At 60.2% G+C, this 18041-nt stretch carries 19 protein-coding genes; 11 read left to right on the forward strand and 8 right to left on the reverse strand.

Annotated elements, in window-relative coordinates:
• Nucleotides 1-127: 127 nt before the first annotated feature.
• Entirely contained in the window at nucleotides 128-640 is a 513-nt protein-coding gene (locus tag FZZ88_RS10455; RefSeq protein ID WP_166017349.1) for a GNAT family N-acetyltransferase, read from the reverse strand.
• Nucleotides 641-643: 3 nt separating this feature from the next.
• Here FZZ88_RS10455 and lysA point away from each other — a divergent pair, with 3 nt between their 5' ends.
• The 5 genes from lysA (at nucleotide 644) to FZZ88_RS10480 (ending at nucleotide 5960) form a co-directional block, all read left to right on the forward strand.
• On the forward strand, nucleotides 644-2023 hold the full coding sequence (gene lysA, locus FZZ88_RS10460; RefSeq protein ID WP_166017105.1) for a diaminopimelate decarboxylase: 1380 nt from the start codon (nucleotides 644-646) through the stop codon (nucleotides 2021-2023).
• Between the two features lie 22 nt (nucleotides 2024-2045).
• Nucleotides 2046-2876, forward strand: a complete 831-nt coding sequence (gene cdaA, locus FZZ88_RS10465; RefSeq protein ID WP_166017106.1) for a diadenylate cyclase CdaA — start codon at nucleotides 2046-2048, stop codon at nucleotides 2874-2876.
• A complete protein-coding gene (locus tag FZZ88_RS10470; RefSeq protein WP_166017107.1) occupies nucleotides 2873-3655 on the forward strand; it encodes an isoprenyl transferase in 783 nt (260 codons plus the stop codon). The genes cdaA and FZZ88_RS10470 overlap by 4 nt, the downstream gene beginning before the upstream one ends.
• Nucleotides 3652-4647: a biotin synthase BioB gene (bioB, locus tag FZZ88_RS10475; protein ID WP_166017108.1), complete on the forward strand. Its 996-nt coding sequence runs from the start codon at nucleotides 3652-3654 to the stop codon at nucleotides 4645-4647. Before FZZ88_RS10470 ends, bioB begins: the two co-directional genes overlap by 4 nt.
• Nucleotides 4648-5555: 908 nt before the next feature.
• Entirely contained in the window at nucleotides 5556-5960 is a 405-nt protein-coding gene (locus FZZ88_RS10480) for a cupin domain-containing protein (RefSeq protein WP_230332875.1), read from the forward strand.
• Between the two features lie 14 nt (nucleotides 5961-5974).
• On the opposite strand, the gene FZZ88_RS10485 is transcribed toward FZZ88_RS10480, so the two are convergent.
• The gene (locus FZZ88_RS10485) at nucleotides 5975-6127 is read right to left on the reverse strand and encodes a hypothetical protein (RefSeq protein WP_166017110.1); all 153 of its coding nucleotides are present in this window, start codon (nucleotides 6125-6127) and stop codon (nucleotides 5975-5977) included.
• Nucleotides 6128-7240: 1113 nt separating this feature from the next.
• On the opposite strand from FZZ88_RS10485, the gene FZZ88_RS10490 reads away from it, so the two are divergent.
• The 3 genes from FZZ88_RS10490 to FZZ88_RS10500 are packed head-to-tail and all read left to right on the forward strand — an operon-like array spanning nucleotide 7241 to nucleotide 9746.
• Nucleotides 7241-8194, forward strand: coding sequence for a rhodanese-related sulfurtransferase (locus FZZ88_RS10490; RefSeq protein WP_166017111.1), 954 nt, complete (start codon nucleotides 7241-7243; stop codon nucleotides 8192-8194).
• Nucleotides 8195-8242: 48 nt separating this feature from the next.
• Complete coding sequence (locus FZZ88_RS10495; protein ID WP_166017112.1) at nucleotides 8243-9214, forward strand: DUF952 domain-containing protein; 972 nt, start codon at nucleotides 8243-8245, stop codon at nucleotides 9212-9214.
• A 34-nt stretch (nucleotides 9215-9248) separates the two neighbouring features.
• On the forward strand, nucleotides 9249-9746 hold the full coding sequence (locus FZZ88_RS10500) for a hypothetical protein (protein ID WP_166017350.1): 498 nt from the start codon (nucleotides 9249-9251) through the stop codon (nucleotides 9744-9746).
• Here the strand turns inward: FZZ88_RS10500 and lipA are convergent.
• A complete protein-coding gene (lipA, locus tag FZZ88_RS10505) occupies nucleotides 9731-10630 on the reverse strand; it encodes a lipoyl synthase (RefSeq protein WP_166017113.1) in 900 nt (299 codons plus the stop codon). The two genes, FZZ88_RS10500 and lipA, sit on opposite strands and share 16 nt — an antisense overlap.
• A gap of 57 nt (nucleotides 10631-10687) precedes the next feature.
• The gene (gene recR / locus FZZ88_RS10510; RefSeq protein WP_166017351.1) at nucleotides 10688-11266 is read right to left on the reverse strand and encodes a recombination mediator RecR; all 579 of its coding nucleotides are present in this window, start codon (nucleotides 11264-11266) and stop codon (nucleotides 10688-10690) included.
• Between the two features lie 107 nt (nucleotides 11267-11373).
• On the opposite strand from recR, the gene psbP reads away from it, so the two are divergent.
• Nucleotides 11374-11955 (forward strand): photosystem II reaction center PsbP, encoded by a 582-nt coding sequence (psbP, locus tag FZZ88_RS10515; RefSeq protein ID WP_206339139.1) that lies wholly within the window; start codon nucleotides 11374-11376, stop codon nucleotides 11953-11955.
• Between the two features lie 150 nt (nucleotides 11956-12105).
• Here psbP and FZZ88_RS10520 read toward each other — a convergent pair whose 3' ends face one another.
• The 3 genes from FZZ88_RS10520 to FZZ88_RS10530 all read right to left on the reverse strand — a co-directional run bounded on the left by FZZ88_RS10520 (nucleotide 12106) and on the right by FZZ88_RS10530 (nucleotide 17041).
• On the reverse strand, nucleotides 12106-13053 hold the full coding sequence (locus tag FZZ88_RS10520; RefSeq protein ID WP_166017353.1) for an LCP family protein: 948 nt from the start codon (nucleotides 13051-13053) through the stop codon (nucleotides 12106-12108).
• Nucleotides 13054-13121: 68 nt separating this feature from the next.
• On the reverse strand, nucleotides 13122-15221 hold the full coding sequence (locus FZZ88_RS10525) for a cation:proton antiporter (protein ID WP_166017354.1): 2100 nt from the start codon (nucleotides 15219-15221) through the stop codon (nucleotides 13122-13124).
• 62 nt (nucleotides 15222-15283) lie between these two features.
• The gene (locus FZZ88_RS10530; protein ID WP_166017114.1) at nucleotides 15284-17041 is read right to left on the reverse strand and encodes an ABC transporter ATP-binding protein; all 1758 of its coding nucleotides are present in this window, start codon (nucleotides 17039-17041) and stop codon (nucleotides 15284-15286) included.
• A 102-nt stretch (nucleotides 17042-17143) separates the two neighbouring features.
• Between FZZ88_RS10530 and FZZ88_RS10535 the strand changes: the two genes are divergently transcribed.
• Nucleotides 17144-17338: a hypothetical protein gene (locus tag FZZ88_RS10535; RefSeq protein ID WP_166017115.1), complete on the forward strand. Its 195-nt coding sequence runs from the start codon at nucleotides 17144-17146 to the stop codon at nucleotides 17336-17338.
• Nucleotides 17339-17341: 3 nt separating this feature from the next.
• Here FZZ88_RS10535 and FZZ88_RS10540 read toward each other — a convergent pair whose 3' ends face one another.
• Nucleotides 17342-17635 carry an RNA-binding protein gene (locus tag FZZ88_RS10540; protein ID WP_166017116.1) on the reverse strand — a complete coding sequence of 98 codons (294 nt, stop codon included), beginning with the start codon at nucleotides 17633-17635 and terminating at the stop codon, nucleotides 17342-17344.
• Between the two features lie 197 nt (nucleotides 17636-17832).
• Between FZZ88_RS10540 and FZZ88_RS10545 the strand changes: the two genes are divergently transcribed.
• A complete protein-coding gene (locus tag FZZ88_RS10545; protein WP_166017117.1) occupies nucleotides 17833-18027 on the forward strand; it encodes a hypothetical protein in 195 nt (64 codons plus the stop codon).
• Nucleotides 18028-18041 lie beyond the last annotated feature (14 nt).

The following is an 18041-nucleotide window of genomic DNA, read 5'->3' on the forward strand; positions in this document are numbered from 1 at the left end:
TGCGAGTGTTCGGTCTGTACGGTCACTTTCCAGTCTGAGACTGGCCTGAAGCACGCAAAAAATAACAATGAATCCCACAAGATTCACTGGTTATTTTTGTTTCCCAGGGACGGGAAACCGAACAACATCAATCCGACGTTGGAGATGTCGGTGGTGGGATGCGACACCACTTAATGAGGGCATCGCGTCCATCGGAGTAGTACCCGGAACGGGTGCCTGCGGTGCGAAAACCATTCCGGGCATAGAGCGCCAGAGCGGCAACGTTGTCGCTGGCCACCTCGAGGGTGGCGTGCACTGCACCGACCCGACGTGCCCGTTGCAACAGTGCTCGCAATAAAAGACCTCCATGGCCGCTGCGGCGCCTTGCCGGATCCACTGCAACTACAGTGATGTGGAGTTCATCGGCCACCAACCAGCCGCAGGCAACGCCTAACAGTGTTCCGGATTCGACAAGACCGATGCAGAGGCGCCTGGGATCGTCCAGTTCACGCCGCCATTGGTCAGCTGTCCAAAGACCGTCGAGAGCGGTCTGATCCAGAGCCAAACAAGCGTGCTGCCATGAGGGGTCAAGACGCAGGATCTGCGGGGTCGATCCACCCACCGCAGGGTCGATTCCTAGATTGCCGTTCGACGCCGCCACTCCGTGACCCAAACCATCACCAGTCAACGGCCCTTCGAGGCGAACAGGGATGCGGAGAGCCCCAATCGCAACTTGGCACCAATCACCACAGAACTCGACGCCGCAGACCGACTGGTGGTGGGGGGCTGCCGTCTCAGCGATCTGGCGGGGCGCTACGGCACACCTTTATATGTGCTGGATGAGGCGACCGTTCGCGCCACCTGCAGGGCCTACCGCGAGGCTCTGGCCAAGCACTACACAGGCCCATCCCTTCCGATCTACGCCTCAAAAGCCAACAGCTCCCTGGTGATGAGCAGCCTTGCGGCCTCTGAGGGATTAGGCCTGGATGCCGTTTCCGCCGGTGAATTGCTAACGGCGCTGCGCGGAGGGATGCCAGGGGAGCGCATGGTGCTGCACGGAAACAACAAATCCGATGAGGAGCTGCTGCTCGCTTATGCCAACAAGGTCACGATCGTTGTGGACAACCAACACGATCTAGACCGCTTGGCCGAACTGGTACCTACTGGAGCAAAACCGGCGCGCCTGATGCTGCGCTTCACCCCAGGTATTGAGTGCCATACGCACGAATACATCCGCACGGGTCACCTGGACAGCAAGTTCGGCTTCGATCCCGATCAGGTGGAGCCTGTACTGCGCAGTCTTGTGGGACAACCCTGGGCCCAGCTCACCGGTCTGCACGCCCACATCGGATCTCAAATTTTTGAACTCGAACCCCACCGTGATCTGGCCGCAGTGATGGCCGACAAACTGAAGTTGGCCCGCGACCTGGGCCATCCCGTCAACGACCTCAACGTTGGTGGCGGGCTTGGAATCCGCTACGTGGAATCTGATGATCCGCCGAGCATTGAGCAGTGGATCCAGGTTGTAGCCGAAGCCGTCACAACGGCATGCCGTGAGCGTGGCCTCGAGCTGCCACGATTGATGTGCGAACCGGGCCGTTCGCTGGTGGCGACAGCCGGTGTGACGTTGTACACGGTGGGCTCGCGCAAAACGATCCCCAACGTCCGCACCTACGTAGCCATCGACGGTGGAATGAGCGACAACCCCCGCCCGATCACCTACCAATCGCTTTACACCTGTTACCTGGCTGACCGCCCTCTTGCCCAGGCTGACGAAAGCGTGAATCTGGTGGGCAAGCACTGTGAATCCGGCGATGTGCTGCTGAAGGACCTTCCCCTGCCCAGCACCCAAAGCGGAGACATCGTCGCCGTGTTCGCGACCGGTGCCTACAACGCCTCAATGAGCTCGAACTACAACCGGATCCCCAGGCCTGCTGCCGTCTTGGTGCACGACGGATCCGCGGAGCTGGTGCAGAAGCGAGAGCAGCCGGATGACTTGCTGCGCTACGACGTTTTGCCAGAACGATTCAACGCGTTACGTTGAGGTCAGTGGTGCGTAGGTCGGAGTGAACGTGTTGGCGGTGGTGGATCCGCGCCTGGTGCTCGACGTTCTCTTTGCATCTTCCATCGGCTTTCTTCTGTTCTCGCGCGTTAACGAGCAACGCACCCTCTGGTTGCTCCGTGGCTGGTTGTTCCTCGTGGCCATGGCCTGGTTTGTCCAGCGCTTCGCCAACCTGCCTCTCACCACAAAACTGGTGGACGGGCTGGTCATGGCCTGCTCGCTATCGCTAGCCATTCTTTGGCAGGGGGAGCTGCGGCGCTTGATGGAGCTGCTGGGAACTGGTCGGCTGGCCGTGTTGCTGGGGAATCCCCAGAAGGAGTTCCGGGCCTCCGCTGGCACCGTGAGCCAAATCACCGACGCCGCGGGCCGGCTGTCTCAGCTCCGCCGTGGGGCCTTGATTGTTGTAGACCTGGGGAGCGACCTCAGGCCTGAGGATTTTCTCAATCCCGGTGTTGCTATCGGCGCAGTGCTGAGTCGCGAATTGATGCTGAATCTGTTTGCTGCCGACACACCGCTCCACGATGGTGCCGTTCTGGTACGTGGCAATCGGATCGAATCGGCCGGAGTGATTCTTCCGCTCTCGAGGCACAGCGTGAGTCGTTTCGGCACTCGGCATCTGGCGGCGCTTGGCATTACTGAACGCTTCGATCGCTGCATCTGCATCGTGGTGTCCGAGGAAACAGGAACACTGTCCCTGGCCAACCAGGGCAAGCTGGAACGCCCGATCACAAGCTCGCGCCTTCAGGAACTGCTGCAGGAGCTGTTCAGCACCGCCGAATCGATGCCGCCGGCACGACGTACGGTGGGAAGCTCTCCGTCGGAATCGCTGTCTTGAGCCGCCCTCCGGCCACCAGCACTGACACGGCCGATCGTTCGCTTCTGCCTGCGGACCTCGACCCAGGCCGGCTCCCACAGCACGTGGCCGTGATCATGGATGGCAACGGACGTTGGGCGAAATCGCGCGGGTTACCCAGGGTGATGGGGCACCGTGCCGGCGTGGAGGCACTGAAAACCAGCCTGCGGCTCTGCAGCGACTGGGGCATCCCAGCCTTGACGGCCTACGCCTTCTCCACGGAGAACTGGTCGCGTCCGGGAGAGGAGGTGAATTTCCTGATGACCCTGTTCGAACGGGTGTTGCAGGCCGAACTTCAGGCACTGGAAGCCGAACAGGTGCGGATTCGCTTTCTCGGAGATCTGGAAGCCTTGCCCCAGAAACTGCAGCAGTTGATCGCTGACGCCACGACCCGTACAGCCTCCAACAACGGCATTCATTTCAACGTGTGCACGAATTACGGCGGGCGACGGGAACTGGTGCTGGCAGCCCAGCGCCTCGCCCGACGCGCTGCAGCGGGGGAGCTCGATCCGGACAGCATCGATGAGAACAGCATCGCCGCTGAATTGTTCACCGCTGGCGAGCAGGATCCCGATCTGTTGATCCGCACCAGCGGGGAACACCGCATCAGCAATTTTCTGCTCTGGCAGCTGGCCTACGCCGAAATCCACGTCACCGACGTGCTCTGGCCCGACTTCAATGCCGATGCGTTGAAAGAGGCCCTACTCGATTTCCAACGCCGCAACCGCCGCTTCGGCGGACTCGATCCGATCAGCCCATGACGCTCAGCATCCGCCACAACTGGACCACCGCGGAGATCCAGACCCTGCTGGAACTCCCCTTGATGGAGCTGCTTTGGCAGGCTCAAACCGTTCATCGTGAGGCCAACCCTGGCTATCGGGTGCAGCTGGCCTCGCTGCTGAGTGTGAAAACAGGAGGCTGCGAAGAGGATTGCGCTTACTGCTCCCAGTCGATCCACAACAGCAGTGATGTGTCGGCCTTTGAGGCCCAAATGCAGGTGGAACCGGTGCTGCAGCGCGCCCGAGCCGCCAAGGAGGCCGGTGCCGATCGCTTCTGCATGGGCTGGGCCTGGCGGGAAATTCGCGACGGTGCGCCCTTCGACGCCATGATTGAGATGGTGCGCGGGGTGCGCGGCATGGGGATGGAGGCCTGCGTGACAGCAGGGATGCTCACCGATCAACAGGCGGAACGATTGGCGGAAGCCGGGCTGACGGCCTACAACCACAACCTCGACACCAGCCCAGAGCACTACGACCAAATCATCTCCACACGCACATATCAAGAGCGTCTGGAAACACTGCAACGCGTCCGCAACGCCGGTGTCACCCTCTGCTGTGGCGGCATCATCGGCATGGGCGAAACCCTGCGGGACCGAGCCTCGATGCTGCAGGTGCTCGCCAGCATGAACCCCCATCCTGAAAGCGTGCCGGTTAACGGATTGGTAGCCGTTGAAGGCACCCCTTTGGAAGAGCAAGCCCCTTTTGAACCCTTAGAACTGGTGCGGATGGTGGCGACCGCCAGGATCCTGATGCCCTACGCCCGGGTGCGGTTGAGTGCCGGCCGTGAATCGATGAGCCGGGAAGCCCAGATTCTCTGCCTCCAGGCAGGTGCCGACTCAATCTTCTACGGCGATGTTCTGCTCACCACTGGAAACCCGGATGTGGAGGCCGATCGCCAGCTGCTCGCCGATGCCGGAGTAACCGCCAACTGGCAGGAAGAGGCGGCTGCTCCTGCCAACTGTGCTCCCCGCTAATCAGAACGCACCCCACTTCGATCCCCCCTTGCAGAACAAACCTCCGCAATCGTTAGGCCCAACTCCAGTGAGTGTTCGTTAGCCAAACAGATTTTTGAAAACCTTATGGATGAAAAGCCTGACCAATGGCATCGTCCATCCTTTCCATTGAAAGGCCTCAGCGATGAATTGGTCGAGATCACTCTTCCACAAGAAGGTTCTTTAGAGGGCCGTTGAATGGTCCACAGAATGCGTCTTGTTTTTAGGCATCATAAATTTTGCATCCGGGTGAAGTTGGTGACGCATCGCAACGCTCTTCCCAGTACAGATCGTGTTGCGAGTGGATTGCCTGTCGAGGCTCTGAATCCTGTTTGGATTGCGTTTTATCGACCAAACCGAGAGGGATGCAGATATCGAAAAAACCGGAGCAGATCGTGATCATCGCTTTCCTTGCTTCTAATTTCGGTCTACTCCTCTAGGCGACAAAATCAATAGGTACTTAACCCGAGAATAGAAAGAGAAGGGATCACCTCACACATATGAGGCGACTCTTTTGGCCTCGGCTCCATCAATCCAGGATGATCAAGACCAGAGAGACATGAGCCACACGGCTCAACAACCATGCTCTCGCTTGTCGCGAAAACCTGTATAGGGCTTTAGACCGATTGGAGGAGAAACAGTTTTCTTGTCGTCCCAGCCCAAAGCACCTATTGCGTGGGCAAACGCATCACCAAACCAAAAAGGAAAACCTCTCATAGTCACCTACTTTGAAGATGAAAAAACCGCAGGACAAATACCTGGTAGTTGACCATAGGTACTGAATATTCACTATCTTCAAACCACGAAAATCTGGCCTGATAGCCACCAAATCGGGTAAGAAGGTGAAGAAAGTGCATCATCAAAAGACAATGCAGTTCAAACGTTTTGGCTTGACCGCCGGCATCTTGCTTCTGGCCAGCAGCGTGCAGGCGGCACCTCAGCCAGAGATTCAGGAGTTGTTCAGGGCGAGTCGAACACCAGGAGAACGGATCGTCGCCTATCCGCAGGGCACGCCGGAAATGAGGGTTGTTCGGGTCAGCCTTCCCGTTGGAGCAACCATTCCACTCCACACCCATCCCTCACCCGTGGTCGTTGTGGTAACGAAGGGCGCGATGACCAACGTGCGCCTTGTCGACGGCAAAGAGGTTGTAAGCGTGGTCCGGCCTGGCAATGGCTTCCTGGAGGGCCACCCGGATGAACCTCACTACGTGACCAACAAGGGCCCAGAACCAGCAGAAGCGATGGTGACCTTTGCCAGCGTTGAAGGTCTCCCCAACATGATCCCCATGAAGTGAGCCATCAACACAATTCACAACGAGCGTTGACCAATCTGCTTCAGCATTAATTTGGCATCCTGCTCCGTCAGCGGTGACACCATCCGCAGCACCTTGCGATGGATCTCCTGGGGTGCGGTGACATGGCCCTGCATCGATCCCCAAGACCTTTCCCAGAGTTCAGCCAATTGATTTTTATGTTGCAGTGAAGGATGAAAATTCATGCGTCGTCGGTATGAATGATCCGAAATGCATTGACATAGATGCCAATGCAGATTGCTACCAATACAAAAACCATGCATCGATCTCGTCTAGAGGCTTTCTAAGGGCAGAGAAGTGAAACCACCTCCCTCAACTGAGTGATTACCGGGTCCGCTTGCCTCCACCGACTGAGGGATAGAGCGCATCCCCCCAGTAACCCATGTAACAATCCCTCTACTGGCACACAGCCTGAGCTGGAGCAGGGTTAAACCAGAGGTAGACCTTCAACGAGGAGCCGTGATTGACCCCATCGTCCTTCCATCACTATTTGGCCTCTTTGTTCTTTCCGTCATTCTTGAGGCCGTAAAAGACGACCGCGAGCGTCACCACCATCGCCGTTATTGAGTGTTGGGCTAACGCTGCTTCCCCTTCACGAAGCCAGGGGCATTTGATCTGGAGGACAGCTCCTTGATCAGGGTTGCTGTGATGATCAGCGCTACAAAGACAAGTTCCATCACCAAAACCAATCAGTACTTGTCGTGAAACACAGTTCCGATGGCTGTTGCTGTGAAGACAACAGCGATTAAAGCGAGTGCCATAGATAGAAGCGGAGCACCTTTCCGTGATGGCATTGAAGTCACTCAAGCGGCCGTATCGAAAAGCACCATCACAGTGGAATCGGCAGAAGTAACTAGGAACGAACCTGACGAGCCAGCGTCAAAATCAAATACGCCGTCACCAAAGCCAGGAGTGCAACCACGATCCGTCTCTGACCCAGAACACTGTTCAGGCCAAAGGATCCTTCGGGTGAACCAGGCAGGGTGAGCCACTTGCTACCTGGCCTGACCAAAACACTGCAAGAAAGACTCATTGTTCGTGTCATCCATGTTGAGCTACACCGGATAGGTCAGAGGCTCAGCCATGAAAATCGACAGCGCAAACGCTCAACCCATGGGAAGCCTCATTTTTGAAGAGGGGCACAAGCCCTTTCATGCCCTGGCGTGTCCACTGCGGCCTGCCTCTGTGCGGATCAGCAGGAAGCACTGAAGGAGAACCCACCGTCCTGATGCAGGCTGGAGGGACGTTGAACCTGGAGCACCGTGGACCCGATCCGCCAAGAGCCTGTGCTGGCGAAAGACAGCAGACTCCTGGTGGCTGCTTTTTATGCCTTCACAACCCTGGATGACGAGCGACGGGAGACGTTGCTGGCCAGCTTGCCGACGCTTGCTCGCGAAGGAGGTGTGCTCGGCTCAGTGTTGGTCGCCCTAGAAGGAGTCAACGGCACGATCAGTGGTCCAAAGGTAGGCGTTAACGCAGTGCTGGATCACTTGCGCTCCTCCCTGGCACTCGGCAGCGACCACTTCGCGCGGCTCGAGGTAAAGCGCAGCTGGGCCGACAAGCCGGTGTTTCGCCGTTTCAAAGCCAGGCGCAAGAAAGAGATCGTGACCATCGGCGTTAACAGCGTTGACCCCCGCGCCAGCGTGGGCACCTACGTGGAACCTGAACACTGGAATGCGCTGGTGGATGATCCCGGCACGCTGGTGATCGACACCCGCAACAGCTACGAAACATCGATCGGCACGTTTGACGGCGCCATCGATCCCGGCACCGAGAGCTTCCGTGAATTTCCGCAATGGGCGGAAGAAACGCTGCGGCCGCTGATGGAACAAAACGGCAGCCAGCGCATCGCCATGTTCTGCACTGGCGGCATCCGCTGCGAGAAGGCCAGCAGTTATCTGCAACAACGGGGTTTTGGAGAGGTGCACCATCTGCGCGGCGGCATCCTCAAGTACCTAGAGCAGGTGCCGGAAGCCGAGAGCCGCTGGCAAGGGGAGTGCTTCGTGTTCGATCAGCGTGTGGCTCTGAACCACCGCCTTGAACCCGGACAACACAGCCTTTGCCATGCCTGCGGCCTGCCGGTGTCACCCGAACAACGCGCTCTGCCGAGCTACATCAAAGGAGTGCAATGTGTGCACTGCGTGGGGCGGTTCACTGATGCCGACCGGGAACGATTTGCGATGCGGCAACGGCAGATCGATCAACAGCGGACTTGAGGGATTCAGACCGCATCAGACAATCCTTGCAAGGACGACCCCGATGCCGTGCTGCCGATCCTCTACAGCTTCCGCCGCTGCCCCTACGCCATGCGCGCCCGCTGGGCGCTCCTGGAGGCCGGTCTTCTGGTGCAGTGGCGCGAGATCGCGCTGAAGGCGAAACCGGCTGAGATGTTGGAGGCTTCCCCCAAGGGCACCGTTCCGGTGCTGGTATTGCCAGACGGCGAGGTGATCGAAGAAAGCCGTGCGGTGATGGACTGGGCCCTGGATCAGGCGGATCCACGGGGACTGCGGTGCTCCAGCGATGCCTCAGCGCTGATCGAGCAGAACGACGGACCGTTCAAGCACCACCTGGACCGGTTCAAATACACCGATCGCTATCCAAACACCAGCCGGGACGAGCAGCGCGCCGCAGGACTGAAGATCCTTAGCAGGTGGAACCAGAAGATCGCCGACCAGGGCTGGCTGCTTGGCGAGCGCTTATCGCTGGCGGATGCGGCCATTTGGCCCTTTGTGCGGCAGTGGCGCATCGCCGATCCCGAGGGATTCGACAACGACAACTCGCTTGGGGCCTTGCGCAGCTGGCTCAATCGCTTCCTGGAGGATCCCCGCTTCGAGCGGCTGATGCAACGGGCCGATCCCTGGAGTCCCGGTGGACAACAACACCACTTCCCCGCCGATGCCGTGGCGGTGCCCCTCGATCAACCCCTGTTCCACCTGGCCCTCAAGGGCGACTGGCAGGCCGCGCAGGCCAGCGGCAGCTACCGCATCTCCACCCGAGGGCTGACGTTGGAGCAGGTGGGCTTCATCCACTGCTCCTGGCAGGAGCAGGTGAACGCCACCTTTGACCGTTTTTATGCGGATGCTCGCGGCGTGTTGCTGTTGGAGCTTGATCCCGCAGCCGTCGCCGCCCCCCTGCGCGCCGATGCCATCCCCAGCGGCGAACTGTTCCCCCACCTCTACGGACCTTTGCGGCTTGAAGCGGTGCGCTCGGTCGTCACCATGCCCGCGGCAACATGACCGCAGAACCATGAGCACGGCCACCTCCCTATCGATGCTTGAACACCTGGAAGCCGAGGCCCGCGAGCGGGACCTGCTGCTGCGATTACAGGTGGGCCGCCCCCTGGGGCTGTGGAGCCTGCGGCTTGTGGTGGCTCAGCAAGCTGCCAGCGGCAGCCTGCTGCTGTTGGGGGAAATGAAGGGGTGGGCCTACCCCGCCGCCACCGGCCTGCAACTCGACACGATGCGGGTGATGCCGAAGGCGCCTCCGGGCGTTGGTGATCTGATCTGGGCCGCCACCATGGCTTGGGCCCAGGAGGCCACGCCTTGTGCAAAAGCCCGGTTACTGGCCATCCGCGACGACGAGCGTCAGCACCGACGGCTGGTCCGCTATTTCCACCAACGCGGTTTCGCCACGATGCGCGAGGTGGAAGCAGCGCTGTGGGATCTTCCCCTCCGGCTGGTCTGGGGCGGAGCAGGCGCCCTGATGAGCGGAGAGATCTCCAGCGTTCTTGAACGCAGTTTGCGGGGATGGCGTCAGTCAGCAGCGTGATAGCTGCTGCGCACTAAGGGGCCGCTGCGCACCTGGGCAAAGCCAAGTTCACGGGCCACCGCCGCAAGCTCATCGAACTCCTGTGGCGTCCAGTAGCGGGCCACCGGCATGTGCTGCAGCGAAGGACGCAGGTACTGCCCCAGGGTGAGCCGCTGGCAATCCACAGCGCGGAGATCGTTGAGGGTGGCGATCACCTCATCACGGGTCTCTCCCAAACCGAGCATCAAGCCGCTCTTCGTTGGGATTTCAGGCGCCAGTTCACGGGCGGACGCCAAGAGCCCAAGCGACCGCACATAAGTAGCCCCCCGGCGCACTTCCCCTTGCAACCGCTGCACCGTTTCCAGGTTGTGGTTGAAGCACACCGGTTGAGCTGATAGCACCGTGGCCAGCCGCTCACGCTGGGCCGTCACTGCCAGGGCCTGATCAGCCACGCCCCCCCAGAAATCGGGGGTGAGCACCTCAAGAGCGATGAGCGGATTTCGAGCCCGGATCGCCGCCATGGTGCTAGTGAACAGGCTGGCGCCGTGATCGGCGAGATCGTCGCGGGCCACGGCCGTGAGCACCACATAACGGAGCTGCATCGCCTCCACCGCATCAGCCACCCGTTCAGCTTCTGCAACATCCACCGGCATCGGTGCCTGCCCCTTGTCCACCTGGCAGAAGGCACAGCTACGCGTGCAGATCGAACCGCCCAGCAAAAAGGTTGCCGTCCCTGCGGCGTAGCACTCGCCACGGTTGGGGCAGCGCCCTTCCTCACAGATGGTGTGCAGGCGGTTTTGCTTCACCAGCCCCTGCACCCGCTCCAATTCCGAGGCATTACCAATCGGCCGATGCAGCCATTCGGGCAATCGTTCCGCAGGGGGAATGGCGCTGAACTTGCTCATACCGGCGGATGGCCTGTATTGATTCTGCTCAAGAAACAGCGAATCAGGGCACCGTGATCAATCAACCGGCCGGCGCCCCTCAAGAGCTCGGCTCAGGGTGACCTCGTCGGCGTATTCGAGTTCACTCCCCATCGGCAGGCCGTAGGCGATCCGGCTCACCGGACAGAAGGGCTTCAACAACCGTGCCAAGTACAAGCTGGTGGTATCCCCCTCAACGCTGGGGGTGAGGGCCAGGATCACCTCGGTGATCTCTTCTTTGCTGATCCGCTGCACCAATGCAGTTACGTGAAGAAGCTCCGGACCAATGCCATCCATCGGCGAAATCAATCCACCGAGCACGTGATAGCGCCCTTGAAATTCGCGGGTGCGCTCCAGGGCCAGAAGATCCCGGGAATCCGCCACCACGCAGATCACCCCATTGCGGCGCTCCGGGTTGCGGCAGATCTCACACTCCGGCTCCGCGGAGAGGTGAAAGCAGGTCTGGCACTGGCCCACCTGAGTGCGAGCCGCCAACAGAGCATCCGCGAACTGATGGATCTGCTCCTCAGGCTGATTCAGCAGATACAGAGCAAGCCGCTGGGCCGTGCGCGGACCGATGCCTGGCAGACGCTCGAACTGATCAATCAGTCGGGCCAACGGTCTGGTGAAGCCGCTCAGTGGTCTACCGCCAATGCGAGGAATGTAGGAGTTGCGGAGATCATCTGCCGGAACAACTGTCACGGCCCTCAGGCCGCAGCGGCAGAATGGAGCGTGGATTAATTGCCCCGTTGATGCAGCTCCTTCAGTCTTTGAGTCGCGTGATCGTTTGCAGCGTCCTGGCACTGGTGCTGGGGGCTTGCGCCGCGGGACCAACAGCCGGGCTGCAGTCGTACCAGAGCCCGGATGGCCGTTTCGCCTTCCTCTATCCCACCGGTTGGACCGAGGTTCAGGTGAGCAACGGACCGCGGGTGGTGTTTCACGACTTGATCCACAGCGATGAAACCGTGAGCCTGATGATCAACAAGGTGAGCGAAGACAACGAGCTGAATGAACTGGGCAGCGCCGTTGCAGTGGGAGAGCGGCTGCGCCGTGAGGTGATCGCCACCGCCGGCAGCGGCCGCACCGCTGAGCTGGTGGAAGCGCAGGAGCGCGAGGTGAATGGCCACACCTTCTACGACCTTGAATATGCCGTGCACCTAGAAGATCGCGACCGGCACGAGCTGGCGACTGTGGTAGTAGACCGCGGCCGCCTTTACACCCTGGCCACCAGCGTCAACGAAGACCGCTGGAGCAAAGTTGGCGACCTGTGCGGCCGGGTGGTGCACTCACTAACTCTGCTGATCTGAGTTGTGTCAAACAACTTCGGTCCAGGAGTCACGCAGGTAAAGAAATTCATCTGACTCACAGCATCCCGATCAACGGAATGGGGGTGACTCCACCAAAAGACTCCTGCATAAGCAGGAGTCTTTTTTTTAGTTGCAATGAACCACCAGCCGTCAGAACAAGAAGCGGAAGCGCTGGCTGCTGGCCTCACTCGCATCCGCACCACTGCTCGCCTTGGCCGGCCACTCCGTATCCAGGTAGCTGATGCCATCGGCATTAAAAGGCACTGCATTCAATCTGGAGGCATTGAGATCAGTGGTGCCCATCGCGGTGATTAAGCCACCCAATTCCATCGGCCCGAGGTCCGTCTCCAAGGCCTGACCTGCAGCGGAAATCAAGGCCGGCAGGCGAATCAAATTCTGCGGTTGTTTCATCTGCACGAATAGGCCTTTGAGGGCCAACTGCTGCCGTTCCAGCCGGCCGAAATCGCCGCGGCCGTCGTTACGCCAGCGCAGAAAACCCTCAAGATCCTTCCCCTTCAACAGCTGAGGCCCCGGCTGAAGGTCGATCACCAGGTTCTGACTGCGATCGACGTAATACAGCCGTTTGGGCACATCAACCTCGATCCCCCCCACCAGATTGGCCAGGGTTTCGATCGCATCCAGACGCACCACGATGTGATGACGGATCGGTCGATTCATCAGTCGAGACAACTCCCGCTCCACCGCCTCCACACCGCCGTAGGCCATGAGGGCATTGAGCTTCATGCCCCCGAAGCCCTCGGCATCGATGTAGCTGTCGCGTGGAATTTGGGTGATCGTTGTGGTGGTGCCATTCACCCGCACCGTAAAGATCACATCGGTGTTGCTACCGGAGCGATCACGGCCCAGCACCACCACCTCCCTGGCCCCGAAGCCAGTCCAGCCGGCGAATGGGTTGGCCAGCGGCGCGGGCTGAGCTGCCGCCAAGGGTTGGTCTGCCGTGCTGGATGGTTCTGTATTGATCAATCGGCTCAGCGGCACCGACAGCATCAAGCCACCGCTGAGACCCACCACCACAGCACAAACAACCGGCCACCTGGTGGCCTCAGAAGACGGCTTGGCAGAGGGATCTTGTGCCATGGAATACACGCTATTCCGCATCTTGGCGTGCTCATCCCTTCTCCGGTAGAGGGGCGAAGTCCTCGCCCTTAAACCAGGGGATCACTGATCACCATCGAAGCGCAGGGAAGCTGGCGGATCAATTTGCTGGTGCGATCACTGCCGGGAATCGGCAGACCGGCCACCCGCCTGCGCTGGGTGCGCAGGATCACCAGGTCGTGTTCGCGGCTGAGGCGATGAATGGCCCCATCGATTCCGGGTCCCCGCACAATCACGATGTGGAACCGCTCCGCCGGAATCCCCGGCGGTCGCCAGCGGATCAGCTGCTGCTCCATCCACTGACGGTCCTGCCCGCTGAAGCGTGGGTCGTGCACATGTAGCAGGGTGATCCGGATGCGCTGTTCCTCCGGGGCTGAATTGATCACCCGCAGCGCCAGTTCGAATTGCTCGCGAGCGCTAGCGGAAAGGTCTTTGATCGGGACAAGGATCCGGCCCAGGGCGCTGTCGGTCTCGCGGCCAAAGTTCACCACCACCACCGGACAGTGCGCTGTGCGGCAGACCCCATCAACAATGTCGCCCATCAGCCAGGCCCGGAGCTGATCCGTACGAGCAGCACCGATCAACAACAAGTCAGCGGCCTGTTCAAGCGCCGTGCGGCTCATGCCACCAGCGATGTCCTCATCCAGCCGCAGCAGACTGCGGGTGGGAACGGCCAACTGAGCGCCGATGGTCTCAGCCGTGCTGAGCCGCCCGCGCGCCGCTGCAACCGCCCGGTTCAAGCCGCCGCGCATCTCCTCGAGGCTGGGATTCACCATCGCCAGGGGAAGCAGCAGACCTTCAGCCCCAGACGACCCCTGCACCAGGCGAGCCGCCATGCTCAACAGCCCCTTCTCGGTGCTGGGATTGGCCACTGGCACAACAATTCGCAGGGGGCGCTGGACAACCTCGTTGACGCCATCGAGAACCGCAGCCTCCTCACCGAAGCTGACCGGCACCACATCGGGACTGGGATCCTTGAGCCGGGTCACCGACTGCTCGGTCAGGATCGGCCCCAGGGTGGCCGTTACGACCATCACCGCCAGCACGCTGTTAAGCACGGTCTGATTGAGCAGACCCGCCTGATAGCCGATGAAGGCGGTGGCCAGCGTCGCCGCCACCTTGGGCATCGTGAGCGACCACATCATCAAAATCTGGGCTCGGCGGTAGCCAAACAGCCGTCCGCTGAGCCACGACGCCAGCCCTTTGCCGCCAATCGCGCCCACCAGCATCAGTGCGGTGAACTGAAAGTTGCTCAGGCTCTGCCCCAGGCTGCCCAGATCCAACAGCAATCCCAGATCAATAAAGAAGATCGGGATGAACAGCACCCCACCCACGAAGATCACCTGTTCCTTCACCCGGCCTTCGGGCAAAACGGAATTCACCGCCAGGCCGGCCAAGAAGGCGCCGACAATCTTCTCAACGCCAGCCAGCTCGGCCCCCAGTGAAGCCAGAAACAAGGCCACTAAAACGGCGAGCACCATCCTGTTTTCATCGCTGATGCCACGCAGCACCAGGCGGCGACCCAGCCAGCGGATGCCCAGCACCACAACGAGGGCAAAGACGCCAATTTTGAGCAGCAACAGGCTGAGGCCCATGCCGCTGAGGCTTCCCTGACCCAGACCAAGACCCACCGCCAGCAGCAGCAGGGCCACGATGTCGGTGAAGATCGTGCTGCCCACACTCACCACCACCGACTCATCCTTCTGGGCGCCGTAACTGCGCACGATCGGATAACCAAGCGGGGTGTGGGTGGCCATCAAGGCGCCGAGCAAGAGGCACGACACCGAGGCAAAACCAGCCAAGAGGCCGATCGACACACCCGTTCCCACACCGATCAACAGGATCAGCAAGCCATAGATGAACGATCGGCGCTTGACCCGGTTGAACTCCTCCAGGTCAATTTCCAGACCCATCGTGAACAGCAAATACACCGCCCCGAGATCCGAAAGCAGCCGAACCGTTTCGCTGGTGCTGTCGACCCAGTTCAAGGCGTGGGGACCCACGACCACGCCGGCCGCCAGCAATCCCACCAGATCAGGCAGACCGAGCCGCCGGATCAACGGCGGCACCGCCGCACTGATGGCCACCAACAGAGAAAACACACCGAGGGGGTGATGCATGACATGGCTGATCGAGGCCTGCATGGCCATGGCTGCACCGCCGGCTTGCGGACCCAGCATGGTCACCGCGCCGGCCGCCAACAACGCTTGCTTCAGGAAGCGATAACCCCTTCTCCGGCCTGCACCTGCCAGAGATTGGTGTAGATCCCGCCGTGGGCCACCAAGTTGTCGTGGCAACCCTGCTCCACAATCCGGCCTTGTTCCATCACCACAATCCAGTCGGCATGGCGGACTGTGCTCAAGCGGTGGGCGATCACCACAGTTGTGCGGTGTTGGGTGATCTGAGCCAACGACCGCTGAATAGCCGCTTCGGTGTCATTGTCCACCGCTGCGGTGGCTTCATCGAGCACCAGCACCGGAGCGTCCTTGAGGATGGCGCGGGCCAGAGCAATGCGCTGGCGCTGCCCGCCGGATAGACGCTGACCCCGTTCGCCAACCAGGGTGTCGTACCCCTGGGGCAAGGCATCGATGAATCCGGCGGCTTCCGCCAAGCGAGCGGCCTGCTCAATCGCCACCGGGTCAGGATCCGCAACCCCATAGGCGATGTTCTCGGCAACGGTGCCATGGAAGAGGTAGACGTCTTGACTGACCAGGGCGATGCAGCGGCGCAGGTCCTGAAGCTGCAGGGTGTCGATGGGGACACCATCCAGGCAGATGCGTCCGCCATCGCGCTCATACAGACGCAACAACAGTTTCACCACCGTGCTCTTGCCAGAACCCGTGGCCCCGACGATGCCCAGGGTCGAGCCTGCTGGCACTGTCAGATCAAAGTCTTGCAACAGCGCGGCACGCCCCGCATAGGCGAAATCAACCGCTTCAAAGCGAATCTCACCCCGCAGCCGCTGTGGATCCACAGGAACCATCCCTCCCTGAATCATCACCGGCGTATCGATCAGATCAAGCACCCGCTGCGTGGATGCCATCGAGCGCTGGTACTCATCCAGGGTTCGGCCAATGGCGGTCAGCGGCCACAAAAGCCGCTGAGTGATGAACACCAGAACGCTGTAGGTGGCGACTGGCAGTTCACCGACCAAGGCCTTGAAGCCACCGATCAACAGAATCGCCAGGAAGGCGAACAGGATCGCGAAGCGAATCAAGGGGATGAAGGCTGCCGAGAGACGGATCGCACGGGCATTGCTCTGGCGGTAGGCCAGGCTTTCAGCGCGCAGGCGTTCCAGTTCGAGAGCTTCCGCAGTGAAGCTCTTGATCGTGAGCATCCCCCCCAAGTTGTTGGCAAGCCGGGAAGCGAGATCACCAGCCCTTGACCGCACCTCCCGGTACCGCGGCGCCAGCTGGCGCTGGAAATGAAGTGATCCCCAGAGAATCACCGGGATCGGCAGATAGGCGAACAGGGCCACCTCCGGCGCCACCATTGCCATGCCAATGCCCACCACCAGAACGGTGGTGATCAACTGCAGAATCTGATTGGCACCACGATCCAGAAACCGTTCGAGCTGATTGATGTCGTCATTGAGCACCGACATCAGACGACCAGTGCTGTCTTGCTCGAAAAAGGCCAGCTCCAGCTTCTGCAGATGGTCGTAGGCCTCGAGCCGCAGGCTGTGTTGTGTGGTCTGCGCCAGGTTGCGCCAGAGCACGTCGTAGAGGTACTCGAACAGCGACTCCGCCGCCCAGATCACAAAGGTGAGCAAGGCCAACACCCACAGCTGCTGGCCCGCCGTCCTCAGACCAAAGCCCGCCAGCAGGGATTGCTCACCACGCAGCACCACATCCAGGGCAAGGCCGATCAAGGCTGGTGGCGCTAAATCGAACAGCTTGTTGAGCAGAGAGCAGCTCACCGCAGCGAGCACCAAACGACGCTGCGGGGCAAGGTGGCGCAGCAGCCGCATCAACGGAGAGCGGCTTGCTGAAGCTTTGCTGAGGGTTCGTTCCAACAGGGTTTTCTCCCTCTGAAGACGCACTACAACGGAATTACAACCGAAGGAGGTGCCATGAGCCGATCAAGGTCGTTCAACCGCTTTCACCGTTACCTGGCACAGCAAAAACGCCGTGGTCTGCGGGCTGTGTTGCCGCAGTTCCAGAATCACCATGACAATCAACCAGGCCCAGTCGACGGCAGCGCAGAACTGCTGCATCAACTGAGCCAACGTGAAATGGAGTTGGACCTGTTGGAAGCCGAGGCTTAAGCCTCAGCCGCGGTAACCACCGCCGCCACCGCCACCACGGGGGCCGCCGGAACGCTCCCGGGGGGTGGCTTTACTCACGCGAATCATGCGGCCCATCCACTCCACGTCCTGGAGGTCGTCGATGGCTTTCTGTTCATCGGCATCGTTGGCCATCTCGACGAAGGCGAAACCGCGTTTGCGACCTGTCTCACGATCCAAGGGAAGGCTGCAGTTCTTGACCTCGCCGTACTCAGTGAAGAGATCAACGAGATGCTCTTGCTCCGCCTGGAACGAAAGATTGCCGATGTAGATGGTCATGGACCGTGGAACCGTTGGACTTGATCGATCGCTTGAGCCGGTTCCGAAAGCTCGGAAAGTGCCAGTGCTCAAACGTGAACCCGATGACGTTACAGGGCAGACGCATGAAACAACACAAAAAAAAGAAGCAATTCCGAAGACCTGCCCGCGATACGCCTATTCACTCCATTGTCAGAAGACCCTGACAAAGAAGTGAGATGACATTCGACAGCCTTTACTGCCAAGCCCTGTGCTGGACCACTGACGGGGAACTGGATCCTGGTGACAAGCTCGTGCTGCTCAACAGCTTGATTCCGCAGTCCACACCAACTGAGCAGATCGAGCTGATTCAGGTCGTGGAGCAGCTGGCCCTGCTTCAGCCTGAAGTCACGGTTCAGGTGAGCAATCTCTAACCCAAATCCAGCCC

The organism is Synechococcus sp. PH41509, from assembly GCF_020514285.1.
Lineage (GTDB): Bacteria > Cyanobacteriota > Cyanobacteriia > PCC-6307 > Cyanobiaceae > Parasynechococcus.